14 protein-coding genes are annotated in these 15,029 nt (G+C 61.7%); 5 read left to right on the top strand and 9 right to left on the bottom strand.

Going from position 1 to position 15,029, the window contains the following annotated elements:
* Nucleotides 1-10: 10 nt before the first annotated feature.
* Both AB4O22_RS03635 and ttcA read right to left on the bottom strand, forming a co-directional pair.
* Nucleotides 11-685: a DNA-3-methyladenine glycosylase I gene (locus AB4O22_RS03635; RefSeq protein WP_003204697.1), complete on the bottom strand. Its 675-nt coding sequence runs from the start codon at nucleotides 683-685 to the stop codon at nucleotides 11-13.
* A 64-nt stretch (nucleotides 686-749) separates the two neighbouring features.
* A complete protein-coding gene (ttcA, locus tag AB4O22_RS03630; RefSeq protein WP_038857410.1) occupies nucleotides 750-1,574 on the bottom strand; it encodes a tRNA 2-thiocytidine(32) synthetase TtcA in 825 nt (274 codons plus the stop codon).
* 280 nt (nucleotides 1,575-1,854) lie between these two features.
* On the opposite strand from ttcA, the gene AB4O22_RS03625 reads away from it, so the two are divergent.
* Nucleotides 1,855-2,457: a Yip1 family protein gene (locus tag AB4O22_RS03625; protein WP_223471861.1), complete on the top strand. Its 603-nt coding sequence runs from the start codon at nucleotides 1,855-1,857 to the stop codon at nucleotides 2,455-2,457.
* Nucleotides 2,458-2,629: 172 nt separating this feature from the next.
* Complete coding sequence (locus AB4O22_RS03620) at nucleotides 2,630-3,124, top strand: SprT family zinc-dependent metalloprotease (protein WP_210640118.1); 495 nt, start codon at nucleotides 2,630-2,632, stop codon at nucleotides 3,122-3,124.
* Between the two features lie 121 nt (nucleotides 3,125-3,245).
* Here the strand turns inward: AB4O22_RS03620 and AB4O22_RS03615 are convergent, their stop codons facing one another.
* Together AB4O22_RS03615 and AB4O22_RS03610 are read right to left on the bottom strand one after the other, a co-directional pair.
* Nucleotides 3,246-4,427 carry a CaiB/BaiF CoA transferase family protein gene (locus AB4O22_RS03615; protein WP_460095872.1) on the bottom strand — a complete coding sequence of 394 codons (1,182 nt, stop codon included), beginning with the start codon at nucleotides 4,425-4,427 and terminating at the stop codon, nucleotides 3,246-3,248.
* A 178-nt stretch (nucleotides 4,428-4,605) separates the two neighbouring features.
* Entirely contained in the window at nucleotides 4,606-5,958 is a 1,353-nt protein-coding gene (locus AB4O22_RS03610; protein ID WP_223471863.1) for a dicarboxylate/amino acid:cation symporter, read from the bottom strand.
* A 333-nt stretch (nucleotides 5,959-6,291) separates the two neighbouring features.
* Between AB4O22_RS03610 and AB4O22_RS03605 the strand changes: the two genes are divergently transcribed.
* Nucleotides 6,292-7,290: an AraC family transcriptional regulator gene (locus AB4O22_RS03605; protein ID WP_223471864.1), complete on the top strand. Its 999-nt coding sequence runs from the start codon at nucleotides 6,292-6,294 to the stop codon at nucleotides 7,288-7,290.
* Between the two features lie 131 nt (nucleotides 7,291-7,421).
* On the opposite strand, the gene AB4O22_RS03600 is transcribed toward AB4O22_RS03605, so the two are convergent.
* The 3 genes from AB4O22_RS03600 to AB4O22_RS03590 all read right to left on the bottom strand — a co-directional run bounded on the left by AB4O22_RS03600 (nucleotide 7,422) and on the right by AB4O22_RS03590 (nucleotide 10,144).
* Nucleotides 7,422-8,768: an ATP-binding protein gene (locus AB4O22_RS03600; protein ID WP_223471865.1), complete on the bottom strand. Its 1,347-nt coding sequence runs from the start codon at nucleotides 8,766-8,768 to the stop codon at nucleotides 7,422-7,424.
* Nucleotides 8,765-9,442 carry a response regulator gene (locus tag AB4O22_RS03595; protein WP_013694070.1) on the bottom strand — a complete coding sequence of 226 codons (678 nt, stop codon included), beginning with the start codon at nucleotides 9,440-9,442 and terminating at the stop codon, nucleotides 8,765-8,767. Before AB4O22_RS03595 ends, AB4O22_RS03600 begins: the two co-directional genes overlap by 4 nt.
* Before the next feature lie 102 nt (nucleotides 9,443-9,544).
* Nucleotides 9,545-10,144 carry a membrane protein gene (locus tag AB4O22_RS03590; protein ID WP_003204716.1) on the bottom strand — a complete coding sequence of 200 codons (600 nt, stop codon included), beginning with the start codon at nucleotides 10,142-10,144 and terminating at the stop codon, nucleotides 9,545-9,547.
* A gap of 147 nt (nucleotides 10,145-10,291) precedes the next feature.
* On the opposite strand from AB4O22_RS03590, the gene AB4O22_RS03585 reads away from it, so the two are divergent.
* Nucleotides 10,292-11,080, top strand: a complete 789-nt coding sequence (locus tag AB4O22_RS03585) for a dienelactone hydrolase family protein (protein ID WP_460095871.1) — start codon at nucleotides 10,292-10,294, stop codon at nucleotides 11,078-11,080.
* 133 nt (nucleotides 11,081-11,213) lie between these two features.
* On the top strand, nucleotides 11,214-11,939 hold the full coding sequence (locus AB4O22_RS03580) for a 4'-phosphopantetheinyl transferase family protein (protein ID WP_003204719.1): 726 nt from the start codon (nucleotides 11,214-11,216) through the stop codon (nucleotides 11,937-11,939).
* Between the two features lie 132 nt (nucleotides 11,940-12,071).
* On the opposite strand, the gene AB4O22_RS03575 is transcribed toward AB4O22_RS03580, so the two are convergent.
* Both AB4O22_RS03575 and AB4O22_RS03570 read right to left on the bottom strand, forming a co-directional pair.
* A complete protein-coding gene (locus AB4O22_RS03575; RefSeq protein ID WP_223471867.1) occupies nucleotides 12,072-13,682 on the bottom strand; it encodes an ATP-binding protein in 1,611 nt (536 codons plus the stop codon).
* A complete protein-coding gene (locus tag AB4O22_RS03570; RefSeq protein ID WP_003204721.1) occupies nucleotides 13,679-14,401 on the bottom strand; it encodes a response regulator in 723 nt (240 codons plus the stop codon). Before AB4O22_RS03570 ends, AB4O22_RS03575 begins: the two co-directional genes overlap by 4 nt.
* Nucleotides 14,402-15,029 lie beyond the last annotated feature (628 nt).

Genomic DNA, 15,029 nt, shown 5'->3' with positions numbered 1-15,029 from the left:
CGACGCGATTTCAATGATTGACGGTGTAAGCCAGCATCATCGAAATCTGCGACATCGGCCGTCCGCCACTCTGTTCATGCCACTGGTTGAAGGCGTTCTGCACCGTCGCCAGGTCCCGCTGGCTGGTGGGGACTTTGTCGATGATCTCCTGGGCATTGAGCGCCGCCACTACGTCATAACTGGGCGTGAAGGTGTCCTTGCCCATCATGCGCAGGAAGCGCGGTGCCGACAGGCCGCCCAACTGATGGCCGTGTTTTTTCAGATAGGTCCACAGGCCGACGATGTCGGTCACTGGCCAGTCGGCGACCAGCGCGCCGAAGCTGCCCTTTTCATGGGCCACGTCCAGGATCAGTTGCGCGTTGCGCGGCACGCTCTTGAGCTTGCCCAGGTGGCGGATGATCCGCGTATCCTGCATCAATCGCTCCAGATGCTCAGCCCCCATCAACACGACTTTTTCCGGGTCGAACTTGAAGAACACTTCCTCGAACGCCGGCCACTTGGCGTCCACCAGGCTGTGCTTGAGCCCGGCGCGGAAGACCCGCAGCGCCATGGTCGAGAGGTAACGATCGTCGCTGATCTTGCGCAGTTGCGCCGGGGTCTTGGGCACCGGCAGACGGGCTTCCAGTTCAGCCGCCGAACCGAAGCGGTTCAGACAGTACTCGTGCAGCCACTTGTAATCGCGCATGCCCTCTCCTGGGGGTTAGAAATGAAAACGGCGCTTTCAAGCGCCGTAATAACTATCGGTAGAGTCAGAGATTCACCACATTGACGAACCGCGGCGTGGCGTTTTCATCGATGCGCAGGTTGGTGAAGTCAAACAGGTTGCGGTCCGCCAGTTGCGACGGAATGACGTTCTGCAGGCCGCGGAAAATGCTCTCGGTACGACCCGGCGTCTTGCGTTCCCATTCCTGGAGCATCTCCTTGACCACCTGACGCTGCAGGTTTTCCTGGGAGCCGCACAGGTTGCAGGGGATGATCGGGAATTGCTTGAAATCCGAATAGGCCTGGATGTCTTTCTCGCTGCAATAGGCCAGCGGGCGGATCACCACGTTGCGCCCGTCATCGGCGCGCAGCTTGGGCGGCATGGCCTTGAGCGAGCCGTTGTAGAACATGTTCAGGAAGAAGGTCTCGACGATGTCGTCGCGATGGTGCCCCAGGGCCATCTTGGTCGCACCGATCTCGTCGGCGAAGGTGTAGAGCGTTCCGCGCCGCAGGCGTGAGCACAGCGAACAGGTGGTCTTGCCTTCGGGAATCAGTTCCTTGACCACCGAATAGGTGTCTTTCTCGACGATGTGATATTCCACGCCCAGCGACTGAAGGTAGGCCGGCAGCACATGCTCGGGGAACCCGGGCTGCTTTTGATCCATGTTCACCGCGACGATGTCGAACTTGATCGGCGCAACCTTCTGCAGATGCATCAGCACATCGAGCAAGGTGTAGCTGTCCTTGCCGCCGGATAGGCAGACCATGACCTTGTCGCCGTCCTCGATCATGTTGAAATCGGCGACCGCCTCACCGGCCTGGCGGCGCAGGCGCTTTTGCAGTTTGTTCTGGTTGACCGTAAGAGTGCCCATGACGCGAAATCCGTGAGGTGTGACGAAAGGCCGGCATTTTACGCAAAAAATCCCGGATGTGGCACGTTCCTGCCTGCAAGGTTTGCGCGCACAGATCAAGCCGCGATTAGCCTTTTCCTTTACAGCGCGATTTGCTCTAAGCCCCCCATCCCCCTCGGGGTGACTCCTTTCTATACTGCGACATAAGGTCGCACACACTTACAGACCTTTACTTACCCGGCCATTTGGCCCGTAGGCGCTCCGTTGGGGGGCGATGGCAATAACAAAGGAGTGACTGACTATGATCTCTCATGTCGTGGGGCTCTTTACCCACCCTGATCAAGAATGGAAAGAAATCCGTGGCGATCAGGAGGAAAGCATCAGCCACATGTACCTCACCCACACGCTGATCCTGGCGGCCATTCCCGCGATTTCGGCGTTCATCGGCACCACACAGGTGGGATGGGTCATCGGCAATCGTGCACCGGTCATGCTTACCCAGGAAAGTGCGCTATGGATGACCGTCATGTCGTACCTGGCCATGTTGGGCGGTGTGGCAGTGATGGGCGCCTTCATCCACTGGATGGCCCGCACCTACGACGCCAATCCGAGCCTGGCCCGTTGCGTCGCGTTCGCCACCTACACCGCGACACCTTTGTTCATCGGCGGCCTGGCGGCGCTCTACCCGCACATGTGGCTGGGGATGATCGTCGGCACAGCGGCGATCTGCTACACGGTCTACCTGCTGTATGTGGGCTTGCCGACGTTCATGAACATTCCCCAGGACGAAGGTTTTCTGTTTTCCAGCTCGGTGCTCGCCGTCGGCCTGGTGGTGCTGGTGGCCATCATGGCGTTCACGGTGATTGTCTGGGGGCTCGGCGTCGGCCCGGTCTATACCAATTGAAGGAATGAAAAGGTCCCGATAGTACCCTCCAATAAAAACAGGATCTGCCGACACAGGCCGCCGCAAGGCGGCCTTCCTGTGTTTGAGCCGCTCGAAACGACCACTGGGCGCCTGGACGATTCGCAACGGCCGACGCTTGCGGCATACTCGGGCTTCTGGAGACCCGTAAAGCATGCTCGAGCAACTCAATACCCGCGTCGAAGAGTGTTACCAACAAGCCGAATCCTTTTTCAAACGTCCTTTCAAACGCCCCGTGGTCAGCTTCAAATTGCGTGGCCAGAAGGCCGGTGTCGCGCACCTGCATGAGAATCTGCTGCGCTTCAATCCACAGTTGTACCGGGAAAACGCCGAAGACTTCCTCAAGCAGACCGTCGCCCATGAAGTCGCACACCTGATCGCCCATCAACTGTTTGGCGAACGCATCCAGCCCCATGGCGAGGAATGGCAACTGATCATGCGCGGGGTGTACGAACTGCCGCCCAACCGCTGCCACACCTACGAAATCAAACGCCGCAGCGTGACCCGCTACATCTACAAATGCCCCTGCGACGGCAGCGACTTCCCGTTCTCGGCCCAGCGCCACAGCCTGGTGCGCCAGGGGCGGCGGTATTTGTGCCGTAGCTGCCGCAGTACCTTGGTGTTCAGTGGGGAGACGCGGGTCGAGTAGCAGGATTTTGTAGTGTCAGGGGCAGGCCTCATCGCGAGCAAGCTCGCTCCCACAGGGGTTTTGTGAGCGCCGCAAATCCAGTGTGGGAGCGAGCTTGCTCGCGATGGCGGCCTGACAGACGCTACAAAACCACCCCGCGCTTACGCAACGCTTCGATCCGCTGCGCACTGAACCCCAACTCCCCCAGCACCTGATCCGTATGCGCCCCCAACCCCGCGCCAATATGCCGAGGCTCGGGCAACCCTTCGGAAAATCTCAATGGACAAGCCATCTGCGCCTGGCTCGAACCATCACCCCGGGGCACCTGCGTCACCAGCTCCCGAGCCCGTAACTGCGGATGCCGGACAGCTTCCTCCAGGCTCAGCACCGGCTCGACGCAGGCATCGATCCCGGCAAACAGGCTGCACAGCTCGGCGAAATCGTGTTTTTCAAACTCGGCCTGCAGCGCCTGCTTGAGCGCATGTTGTTGTTCAGGCTTGGGCGACAACCCCTGGGCCGCCAGTTCCGGCCGTCCCAAGGCCTCGCACAACGCCTGCATGAACACCGGTTCCAGGCTGCCCACCGACATCCAGCGACCATCGCGGGTGCGGTAATAGTCATAGAAGCTGCCGCCGTTGAGCATCTGCTTTTCCCACCCCGGCTCGACACCGCAGGCCAGGTAACCGGCACCGGCCATGGCGTTGAGGCTGAACACACAGTCAGTCATGCTCACGTCCAGGTGCTGGCCCTGCCCGGTTTGCTGGCGGGCGATGACCGCCGCCAACAGCCCGATCACCCCGTGCAACGAACCACCGGCGATGTCAGCCGCCTGGATCCCCAGCGGCAACGGACCGCTGTCGGCACGGCCGGTGTGGCTGGCCAGCCCCGCCAGGGCCAGGTAATTGATGTCGTGGCCGGCGCGGTCCTTGTAGGGTCCGGTCTGGCCGTAGCCGGTGATCGACACGTAGATCAGCCGCGGATTGATCGCCTTCAAGGCCTCGTACCCCAGGCCCAGTCGCTCCATCACGCCGGGGCGGAACTGTTCCAGCAGGATGTCGTAGTCCTTCAGCAACTGCGTGACCACCGCCAACGCTTCCGGTTGCTTGAGGTCCAGGGCCAGGCTGAGTTTGTTGCGGTTGAGGTAGGCGTGGCTGGCCGATACCCCCTGGTCATGGGGCGGCAGTACCCGCAGCAGGTCCTGGCGGGTCGGCGACTCGATGCGCAGCACCTCGGCCCCCATGTCCGCCAGCAACAGCGAGGCGAACGGCCCGGGCAGCAGGGTCGAGAAGTCCAGAACCTTGAGCGATGCCAGTGGGCCTTGCATGGGCGATCTCCGAGGGGGATGGCTAAAGACTAGGCAGGGGTTGGCGGTGGGGCAATTACCGCAGGTGTCGTTTTGGATGACGATTGCGCTCAGTGTGAACCCATCGTGGCGAGGGAGCTTCAAAATTGAGAACCAATAAAAAACCCGCCGAAGCGGGTTTTTCATTGCAACCTGAAAATTACCTCACAGCGCCTGGAGCAGAGGTTTCAGCCGCTGCAATCTGCGCCGCTGCGATCTGCTCGTCATCTTCACGAACGTCGGAGATACCACGACCACCGGAAGCCAGCTCGGTCTGCAACTGGTCTTCGTCCAGCTCCTTGACCCACTTGGCAACCACGATCGTGGCGACAGCGTTACCCACGAGGTTGGTCAGGGCACGAGCTTCGGACATGAAGCGGTCGATACCCAGGATCAGGGCCAGGCCGGCCACCGGCAAGGTGCCCACGGCCGACAGGGTGGCCGCCAGCACGATGAAACCGCTACCGGTCACGCCAGCCGCACCTTTGGACGACAGCAGCAGCACCAACAGCAGGGTGATCTGGTGAGTCAGGTCCATCTGGGTGTCAGTGGCCTGGGCGATGAACACTGCGGCCATGGTCAGGTAGATCGAAGTACCGTCGAGGTTGAACGAGTAGCCAGTCGGGATCACCAGGCCTACGACCGACTTCTTGGCACCCAGGCGCTCCATCTTGATCAGCATGCGTGGCAGGGCCGATTCCGACGAGGAAGTGCCCAGCACGATCAGCAGCTCTTCACGGATGTAGCGGATCAGCTTGACGACGCTGAAGCCGTGGGCGCGGCAGATGGCGCCCAGCACTACCAGCACGAACACCACACAGGTGATGTAGAAGCAGATCATCAGCTGGCCCAGTTGCACCAGCGAACCGACGCCATAGGCACCGATCGTGAACGCCATGGCACCGAAGGCACCGAGGGGGGCCAGCTTCATGATCATGTTGATGATGATGAACATCACGTGGGCGAAGCGATCGATGAAGTCCAGCACCGGCTTGCCGTAGGCACCCAGGCGATGCAGGGCAAAACCGAAGATCACCGAGAACATCAGCACTTGCAGGATGTCGCCGTTGGCGAACGCGCCGACGATGGTGTTCGGGATCACGTTGAGGATGAAGGCAATGATGCTCTGGTCTTTACCAGCCGAGATGAAACCGGCGATCTTGCTGGTGTCCAGGGTCGACACATCGATGTGCATGCCGGCGCCCGGTTGCACGACGTTGACCACCACCAGGCCGATCAGCAGGGCGATGGTGGAAACGATTTCGAAGTACAGCAGCGCGAAGCCACCGGTCTTGCCCACCGACTTCATGTTCTGCATGCCGGCGATGCCGCTCACGACGGTACAGAAGATGATGGGGGCGATGACCATTTTGATCAGTTTGATGAACCCGTCGCCAAATGGCTTGAGGGCAACACCGGTCTGCGGATAGAAGTGGCCGAGCAAAATACCGATGGCAATGGCTACGATCACCTGGAAATACAGGGATTTGTACAGTGGCTGACGAGTCGTCATGGCAAACCTTCCTCAAGAGTCCCGTTTGACGACTTCCACCTGTCGTCCACGGCACCTCAATTGCGAACCCTCCTGCACTGGAGGGATTTGTTTTTTGTCGGCTGCACGCGGCAGACCTGGGTGCTCTATCGCAAGGCTCGTGCCATTTTTCAGAAAAACCCTACAAGCGCTGTTGCAGAAGGCTCCTGGAATTATTCACGGGTTAAACACGGGCGTGGAATGTGGCGGATTTCCGCCCACAGGGCGTTTATCACTCCGGGATTTGGCGGATATCCGCCTTGTCGAGCCGCAGTGCCCTGCTACCATCGCCCGCTCAACGGACGGACTTCAGCCATGCGCCAACGCACGATCGCCAGCCACTTCGCCCGCGCAGCCTTGGGCGGCGCGCGTCGGCAAGGCTTCGACTACTTTCCTCTGCTGCACCAGTTGGGCATCAGCCCAGAGTTGTTGGATGAGCCGCGCGCGCGGATTGCGCCCGAGCAGTTCGCGCGTCTGTTGCAGGCGCTGTGGCTGGCATTGGGGGACGAATACCTGGGATTCGGCAGGGCTGCGAGTAAACCCGGGACGTTTGCCATGATGTGTCACGCGTTGATCCACTGTCGCACCCTGGGCAAGGCCCTACAGCGCGGCTTGCTGTTCTACAGCCTGTTCCCCGACGCGCCGAGCCTGACGCTGGAAGCCGAAGGCGAGCGAGTGCGGCTGGTGCTGGACGATTCGACGCTGTGGGACCCGGATCACTTCCTGACTGAAAGCTTGCTGGTAGTCTGGCATCGCCTTGCCAGTTGGCTGATTGGCCAGCGGATCGGCCTGGAACAGGCGACCTTCGGCTACCCCAAGCCCCCCCACGGTGCCGAATACGACTTACTGTTTCCCTGTCCGCTGGTGTTCGAAGCGCGCAGCAGCAGCCTGTTGTTCCACAGCCGTTACCTGGACATGCCGCTGCTGCAGGACGAACGCACCCTCAAGCATTTCCTCGAACGCTCCCCCGCCGACCTGCTGTCGCGCCCGGACGATGGCCACAGCCTGAGCAGCCAACTGCGCCGGCTGCTCAGCCGCGACGCCGCCCGCTGGCCCGACCTGGATACCGTCGCCGGCCATCTGCACATCAGCCCACAGACCTTGCGCCGGCATTTGCGTGAGGAAGGCACCAGCTTCCAGGAGCTCAAGGATCAGCTGCGGCGGGATATCGCCATCTACCACTTGGGGCGTGCGGATTTGTCGTTGCAGCAGATCGCCGAGCAGTTGGGGTTCTCAGAGCCGTCGGCGTTTCACCGGGCGTTCAAGAAGTGGACGGGGGTCACGCCGGGGGCCTATCGGGAGTTGGAGAACTGAATGGATGTGCTGTGTTGACTGGCCTCATCGCGAGCAAGCTCGCTCCCACACTGGATTTTCGGCGTTCACCAAACCCTTGTGGGAGCGAGCTTGCTCGCGATGAGGCCAGTGGCGACACCAAGGACCCTCAGTCAAACCACCGAAAAATGAATCCTGAACGCCGCCCCGCCCAGCTCTGAATCCCCCAGGGTCAACTTGGCGCCATAGCTCTCGATGATGTCTTTCACCACGGCCAGCCCGATCCCCTGCCCCGGATGCTGGCGATCCAGTCGCTCGCCCCGCTGGAGAATCCGCGCACGTTGATCCGGTGGCACACCCGGCCCATCGTCCTCGACACTCAACTCCGTGCCGCCGAGGGTCTGGTGCACGCTGACGCGCACCTCGCCCAAACACAGCCGATAGGCGTTTTCCAGCAGGTTGCCGAGCATCTCCAGCAAGGCGCCCTGTTCGATCGGCACCTGGCAGTGCTCCGGCAGATCGAAACTGACACTGACCCGTTTGTCGCGATAGACCTTGTCCAGGGTGTCACACAGGCTTTGCAACACCGGGCGCAAGCGCACCTGATGGCGCACCAGCCCGCTTTTGCGCAGACTGGCGCGCTGCAACTGGTAGCCGATCTGCTGGCTCATGCGCTCGATCTGGGATTGCAGCACCCAAGCCTGTCCACGGTCCTCGGGGCGCCGGGCCATGTCCTCGCTGACGCCCTGCAACACCGCCAACGGGGTCTTCAAGCTGTGGGCCAGGTCATCGAGGGAGTCGCGATAACGGCTGCGTTGCTCCCGCTCGCTGTACAGCAGGCGGTTGAGGGAGCCGGTCAGGCGCAACAGTTCCCGGGGATGTTCGGTACTGAGGCTTTCCCGGGCCCCGCTTTCGATTTCGTCCAGTTCCTGGCTCAGGCGCCGCAGCGCCCGAAGGCCCCAGGTCAGGCCGATCCACAACAGCGCCAGCAACACCAACAGGGCCGCACCAAAGCCCAGGTACAGATTGTCCCGCAGCCCTTGCAGGGTCAATTCGTAGTCGCGCACAGGTTGCAGGGTGACGATGCTGAACGCCGCGCTCTGGCCGCCGAGCAGCTTGATCTCGACGTCATAGACAAAAAACTCCTGGCCGTCGTTCTCGCGAATGCGCGCGAACTGGTTGCCCTGGCCGTCATAGCGTGGCGTGTAATTGATGTTTTCTTCCTGGGTGGCCTTCGACCGCCAGACCAACCGCCCCTCGCGATCATAGATGTAGCCCAGCAGGCGGGCATCGGCGAGGTTGAAGCGCTCGTCGGGCAACTGCGCCGGCATCTTCAAGCGGTTGTTTTCCACTCGGGCGGCGGAAATCAGCGTGGTCACGTCCGAGGCCAGGCGTTGCTCGATGGATTCCTGCAACGCCAGGCTGAACGCGCCTTGCATGGCCGGCAACAAGGCCAGCATGAACAGCACCGCCAGGGTCATGGCGGCCAACATCAACCGCAGGCGAAGCGAACGAATCACTGGCAGCGCTCGTTGAACAGGTAGCCCAGGCCACGCACGGTATCGATCGGCTTGAAGCCGGCCGGGGCTTCCAGCTTACGGCGCAGGCGCCCGACCAGCACTTCGATGACATTGGGATCACGCTCGTCGTCATCGGGGTAAAGCTGCTCCATCAAGCGGTCCTTGGCCACCACCTGCTGGTGATGACGCATGAGGTATTCGAGGATGCGGTACTCGTAGGCGGTCAACGCCAGCGGCTCCTCGCCGAGGGACGCCTGCTTGCGGTTGAGGTCGAGCAGCAACGGACCGGCAACAATGGTCGATTGGGTAAAACCACTGGAGCGGCGCAACAGCGCGTTCAGCCGGGCCTCCAGCTCTTCGAACTGAAACGGCTTGACCACGTAGTCGTCGGCACCGGCGGCCAGGCCTTCGACCTTGTCCTGCCAGTTGCCGCGGGCGGTGAGGATCAGGATCGGAAACGTCTTGTCCTGCGAGCGCAGCCGGCGGATCAGTTCCAGCCCGCTGATGCCCGGCAGGCCCAGGTCGATCACCGCCAGGTCATGGTTGAATTCCCGGACCTGGTACAAGGCCTCTTCGGCATTGGCCACGGCCTGCACCACATGGCCGCTGTCGGTGAGACGGGTTTGCAGGTGGTGGCGCAACAGCGCTTCGTCTTCGACGACCAGTAATTTCATGGAGCCTCTCCCCAGGCAAATCAAACAATCCAGTGCGCACTTCAACGCAAGGCGCCGGATCGTCTTCGACCGATCCGGCTGGATACGCTCACCATCGACCGCTTAGAACGTGTAGTTGGCGGACAGGTACGTCTGGGCGCTGCTGGTCAGGTCCAGCGAGCCAACCTTGTCGCCACCGTGCGGGCTCATCTCGGTGCTGGCGTTGCTGCGCAGGTAACGGTAACCCAGTTCAACCGAGGTGTTTTGCGAAATTTGTTGCAGCACGCCCCCTTGCAAGCCCACGGCGTAGCCGATGTCGCTGTCGCGACTGAAGCCGGGAGAGTCCTGGGTCAGCTTGGTCAGGCCCGCCGTGCCGCCACCGAACAGTTTGGTGCTGCTGGTGACCGGATAGAACACATCGTAGCTGCCCAGCAGGTTTTCCTGGCGCAGCTTGATGCCGTTGTGGGTACCCGAGACGTTGTCGTAGGTGGCGTAGTAGCGGCCCTGGTCGTTTTGTTTGCCCAGTCGGATGCCATAGGTGGCGTCCTTGCCGATGACGCCGTCGGCGTTCGGGTTGTTCAGGGCGCTGTCCAGGGCGTTGGACTTCTTCACCTTGTCGCTGGTCTGGCCGAGGGTCAGGCTGGCGAAATTGTCATCGGCGTGGGCCAGGGCGCTGGCGCCCAGCACGGTGAAAGCCAACAGCAGTTTTTTCATAGCAGTCATGATCAAGTTCCTTTGCAGCGTGGATGTTTTGTGAAGTCGTGGTCACCTTAACCAGCGATCCCTGAACACCCCTTGAACGTTCTCTGAACCTGCGCTGAATGAATCGGCTAGAGTGTCCTGTCTCAGCACTTTTTAAGGAGATCCATCATGCGCAGGCTGCTTGCTGTTGTACTTCTGGCCATTAGCGGCGTGAGCCACGCCGCCATCCAGACCCAGGAGCTCCCCTACACCAGTGCCGACGGCACCAAGCTGATCGGCTATTACGCGTATGACGACGCCGTCAAGGGCCCGCGCCCGGGCGTGGTGGTGGTGCATGAATGGTGGGGGCTGAATGACTACGCCAAGCGCCGTGCCCGTGATCTCGCCGGCCTGGGCTATAGCGCCCTGGCCATCGACATGTATGGCGACGGCAAGAACACCGAGCACCCCAACGATGCCATGGCCTTCATGCAGGCGGCGCTCAAGGACGGCGCGGCAGCCAGTGCCCGCTTCCAGGCCGGTCTCGACCTGCTGAGGAAACAACCCCAGACCGATCCGGACAAACTCGCCGCCATCGGCTACTGCTTCGGCGGCAAAGTGGTGCTCGATGCAGTGCGCCAGGGTGTGCCGCTGGCCGGCGTGGTGAGCTTCCACGGTGCGCTGGTGACCAACACCCCGGCAACGCCTGGCAGCGTCAAGGCCAAGGTGCTGGTCGAGCATGGCGCCCTGGACAGCATGGTCACCCAGGACAACGTCACCGCGTTCAAGAGCGAGATGGACAAGGCCGGCGCCGACTATAAATTCGTCAGCCTCAAAGGCGCCAAGCACGGCTTCAGCAACCCCGATGCCGACCGCTTGAGCCACGGTGAACATGGCGGGCCGGACATTGGCTACAACAAGGAAGCCGATGAGAAATCGTGGGCGGATATGCAGAAGTTCTTCAAGAAAATCTTCTAATACATACCCCCTGCATGATCGCTCCCACGCAGAGCGTGGGAACGATCATTGACCACCTGCCTCGTTCACGACCTCCATTCATACAGCTCGCCCCCACTACCCAGCCTCCAGCCAACCCGGCAAAATGCCCGGCATGAAGACACTCCCCTCCCTGCCCGCCTGTTGCTCGCCTTTGGATGAACATTGGCTCTTGCCCGATGCCCTGTCCGATACGGTGCTGCTGAGCACGCGCTTCGACCCGTTGTTGCTGGTGGGCGCCGACTTCCCCAACAGTGCCATCGAGCCCCCTGCGAGCATCCAGCGCTCGGTAGCCAAGCGCCAGGCAGAATTCCTGGCCGGGCGGATCTGCGCCCGGGCGGCGTTGCAGCGGCTCGACGGCCTGGCCTGCGTGCCGGCCATCGGCGAAGACCGCGCCCCGGTGTGGCCGGCCCATGTCAGTGGCTCGATCACCCACAGTACGGGTCGGGCGGCAGCCATCGTCGCGAAAAAAGATCATTGGCAAGGGCTGGGCATGGACGTGGAAAACCTGCTCGATCCCGAGCGCGCCGAACGCCTGGCCGGTGAAATCCTCACCTCGCCAGAGCTGCAACGCATGACCAAGCTCGCCCGCGATGACCGGGCCTTGCTGGTGACCCTGACCTTTTCCGTGAAGGAAAGCCTGTTCAAGGCGCTGTACCCCATCGTCAGGCAGCGCTTTTATTTCGAGCATGCCGAGGTGCTGGATTGGACACACGATGGGCAGGTGCGCCTGCGCCTGCTGACGGACCTGTCGACCGAGTGGCGCCATGGCAGTGAGCTGCAGGCGCAGTTTGGGGTGAAGGATGGGCAGTTGTTGAGTCTGGTGGGGATCAGGGCCTGAGATCTTGGGTGTTTGGGAGGGCCTCATCGTGGGCAAGCCTTGCTCCCACAGCAAACAACACTTAAATGAGAGAGCACTGACCTGTGGGAGCAAGGCTTGCCCGCGATGGCGGTCGATCAGGCACCACCCCCATCAAGACCTGTCCTGATGCCTCGGCCAACTCAAGCTGAAACAAGCCCCGCCCAGGCTCTTGCTCTTGCCGATCAGCGCCCGGCCGTCATGCCAGTGGATGATCCGCCGCACGATCGACAGCCCCAGCCCATGGCCGCCTGACGCCCGGGCGCGGCTGTCGTCCAGGCGCAGGAAAGGTTTGAAAATCCGCTCCCATGCCGCTTCCGGCACGCCGGGCCCGTCGTCTTCCACATCCACCCGGCAGCGCAACTGGCCCACCTGGTAGCTGACGGTGACCCGGGAGCTGGCGTGGCGCATGGCGTTACCCACCAGGTTCTGCAGGGCGCGATGCAGAAAGCGTGGCTCGGCCTCGACCCAGGCGCCGTCGCAATCGGCGGCCGACAGGCATAAACCGCGCTCGACCGTGATCCCCACCCGCAACGGCCCCAGTTCATCGATCACTTGATTGACCAGCGCATCCAGGTCCACCCGCTGGAAATTCAGGGCCGGTGACCCCTGTTCCAGCCGCGCATAGGTGAGCATTTCGTCCACCAACCGATCCAGGTCTTCAATGTCGTGGTCCATGCCCGCCAGGTATTTGTCCCGAGCCTGGGGCGTGGTGGCGCTGCCGAGCATTTCCAGGCCGAAGCGCAGGCGCGCCACCGGGGTACGCAATTCGTGGGACACCGCCCGCACCAGCTCTCGCTGGATCGCCAACAGTTGCTGCAGGTGCTCGGCCATGCCATTGAACGCAGCGGCCAATCGTCCCACCGAGTCGGCGCCTCGGGCCGGCACCCGGGTTTCCAGGCTGCCCTGGGCGATATGGGTGGCGGCCGACTCCAGGCCACGCAAGCGCCGCTCCAATTGGCGCACCAACAGGTAGACGATCAAGCCGATCAGACTCAAGCCCAGCGCCGCGATCAGCACCAGCCATTGCGGCGGATAAGGGTTCATCTGGTACAGCGGGCCGATCTCCAGCACCCACGGCGTGCCGACCATGCCGGCGAAGACCCGGATGGAGTCGCCGCCCTTGCCCAACGCCATCACCGTATCGCCCTCGGACACACGACGGCGCTGGTCGTCGTCCATGTCCGCCTGCTCAGTGGTCATGAGTCGCAGATCGAAACCAAAACCTTTTTCCTGCGCCAGTTGCGCCAGCCGTTTGGGCTGTTCGGCCACCGGATAACGCACCAGCTCGTCGGCCAACAGATAGATGGTCGCGCGGGCCAGTTGTTCGCTGATCTGCTGGACTTCCCCCACCAACATCAGTTGCTCGGCATCATTGATCAGCCGATAGACTTTTGCCGCGTGCGGCCCGGTCTGCTCCACCAATGCCTGGCCGCGCATTACCCGGGTGCGCTGCCCGAGGTCGAGGTCGGTCTGGGGGAAAGTCTGCAACGCCAGGGGAATGCCCAGCAGACGCTCCCACACCAGCAACGCCCGGCGCCGTTCGGTGTCGTTCATCGGCCGCAGGTTGTCGGCCATCAACGAAAACGTGCCGTGGGCCAGCCGCTCGCGGTATTGCTCGCTGCGGGTCTGGTTGAGCAGATGCAGGGCCAGCACACCGAGGACCGCCACCAGCACCAGTGCCGCACACATGCCGCCATAAATACGCAGGAAGATCGAATTCACGGTGCCAGGTCTACGCAGGCTTCAGGAACGAACAGGTAGCCTTTGCTGCGAATGGTCTTGATCAGCCGTGGATGGTCCGGGTCGTCGCCGATCTTGGGGCGGATGCGTGAAATGCGCACGTCGATGGAGCGGTCCTGGCCGTCATAACCGATGCCGCGCAAGGCGGTGAAGATTTCTTCCCGGGACAGGATGCGCCCGGCATTGGACACCAGCAGCCACAGCAGGTCGAATTCGGCGCTGGTCAGCTCGATACCGTTGCCCTGCAACCAGGCTTCGCGCAGGGCGTCGTCGACCACCAGCGGGCCGAATTGCAGGCGTCGCTGCTTCTGCGCGACGCTCGGCTCCGGTTCGCTGCGCCGCAGCAAGGCCTGGATCCGCGCCAAGAGCAAACGCGGGCGAACCGGCTTGCAGACGTAATCATCGGCGCCCAGGTCCAGGCCCTGGATCTGATCGGTGTCGTCGGTGCGGGCGGTGAGCATCAGGATCGGCCCGTCATAGTGCCCGCGCACCTTGCGACAGATGCTCAGGCCGTCTTCGCCGGGCAGCATCAGGTCGAGGACCACCAGGTCCGGCTGCTCGGCAATGATCCGCGCCGCCGCCACCGCGCCGTCGCCTTCGATGGCAACGCGCAGTCCGTTGCTTTCGAGGTACTCCCGGGTCAACTCGGCCAGACGCTGGTCATCCTCGACGATCAATACCTGCCAGGCTTCTTGTTCCACTGAGGGACCTTTTGGCTGATTAGCTAAATAAGGAAAGGCGTGTCGCCAATATCACTGACAAGGCGAACCCTGTGGGAGCGAGCTTGCTCACGATGGCGGTGTGTCAGGCACCCTTGGTACGGCTGAACCGACGCTATCGCGAGCAAGCTCGCTCCCACAGGTTGGGTCCTGCGCAACTCCCGTCTTTTTGTCATGTTAAAGGAGGATAAACACGCCCATGCATGGGCCGATTGTATAAACGTCACCTGCGCAGAAAACAAGCGGACAAATGCGTTTCGATCGACTGGGTTTTATGTGGTAATGTCCGCGCCCGCAAAAATCACCGAGCTGTTTTCGGATCGTCGAAACCGATGAAAAAAGGTCCACTCCAGCTAGGTCGCGGCCTACAGAGCCGTTCCACGATTCGCACACAAATTACGCACAGGCTTATCCACAGGTAGTACGTTGCATACCCCCCGAAAACGCATTATCTTGTAGCCCGCCGCGTAAAAAACCCTACATGTAGGGTTTCAGGCCAAAAACCAAACACAAGTCGGGCAGAGAATTCAAGCGCTTTTCTTGCTTCTGTCCAACTGAAACACCGCATTTCCCCAAGCCCAGACCGCCCCTGCGGATGGCAACTGTTTCC

The sequence above is a fragment of the Pseudomonas sp. S3_B11 genome, from assembly GCF_054667715.1.
Note: the sequence above shows the minus strand (reverse complement) of the source record. Positions and strands in the feature narration are given on the sequence as shown.

Coding starts and splice junctions, on each gene's coding strand:
- AB4O22_RS03635 (WP_003204697.1), bottom strand. CDS start 685: ATGCGCGATTACAAGTGGCTGCACGAGTACTGTCTGAACCGCTTCGGT.
- ttcA (WP_038857410.1), bottom strand. CDS start 1,574: ATGGGCACTCTTACGGTCAACCAGAACAAACTGCAAAAGCGCCTGCGC.
- AB4O22_RS03625 (WP_223471861.1), top strand. CDS start 1,855: ATGATCTCTCATGTCGTGGGGCTCTTTACCCACCCTGATCAAGAATGG.
- AB4O22_RS03620 (WP_210640118.1), top strand. CDS start 2,630: ATGCTCGAGCAACTCAATACCCGCGTCGAAGAGTGTTACCAACAAGCC.
- AB4O22_RS03615 (WP_460095872.1), bottom strand. CDS start 4,427: ATGCAAGGCCCACTGGCATCGCTCAAGGTTCTGGACTTCTCGACCCTG.
- AB4O22_RS03610 (WP_223471863.1), bottom strand. CDS start 5,958: ATGACGACTCGTCAGCCACTGTACAAATCCCTGTATTTCCAGGTGATC.
- AB4O22_RS03605 (WP_223471864.1), top strand. CDS start 6,292: ATGCGCCAACGCACGATCGCCAGCCACTTCGCCCGCGCAGCCTTGGGC.
- AB4O22_RS03595 (WP_013694070.1), bottom strand. CDS start 9,442: ATGAAATTACTGGTCGTCGAAGACGAAGCGCTGTTGCGCCACCACCTG.
- AB4O22_RS03590 (WP_003204716.1), bottom strand. CDS start 10,144: ATGACTGCTATGAAAAAACTGCTGTTGGCTTTCACCGTGCTGGGCGCC.
- AB4O22_RS03585 (WP_460095871.1), top strand. CDS start 10,292: ATGCGCAGGCTGCTTGCTGTTGTACTTCTGGCCATTAGCGGCGTGAGC.
- AB4O22_RS03580 (WP_003204719.1), top strand. CDS start 11,214: ATGAAGACACTCCCCTCCCTGCCCGCCTGTTGCTCGCCTTTGGATGAA.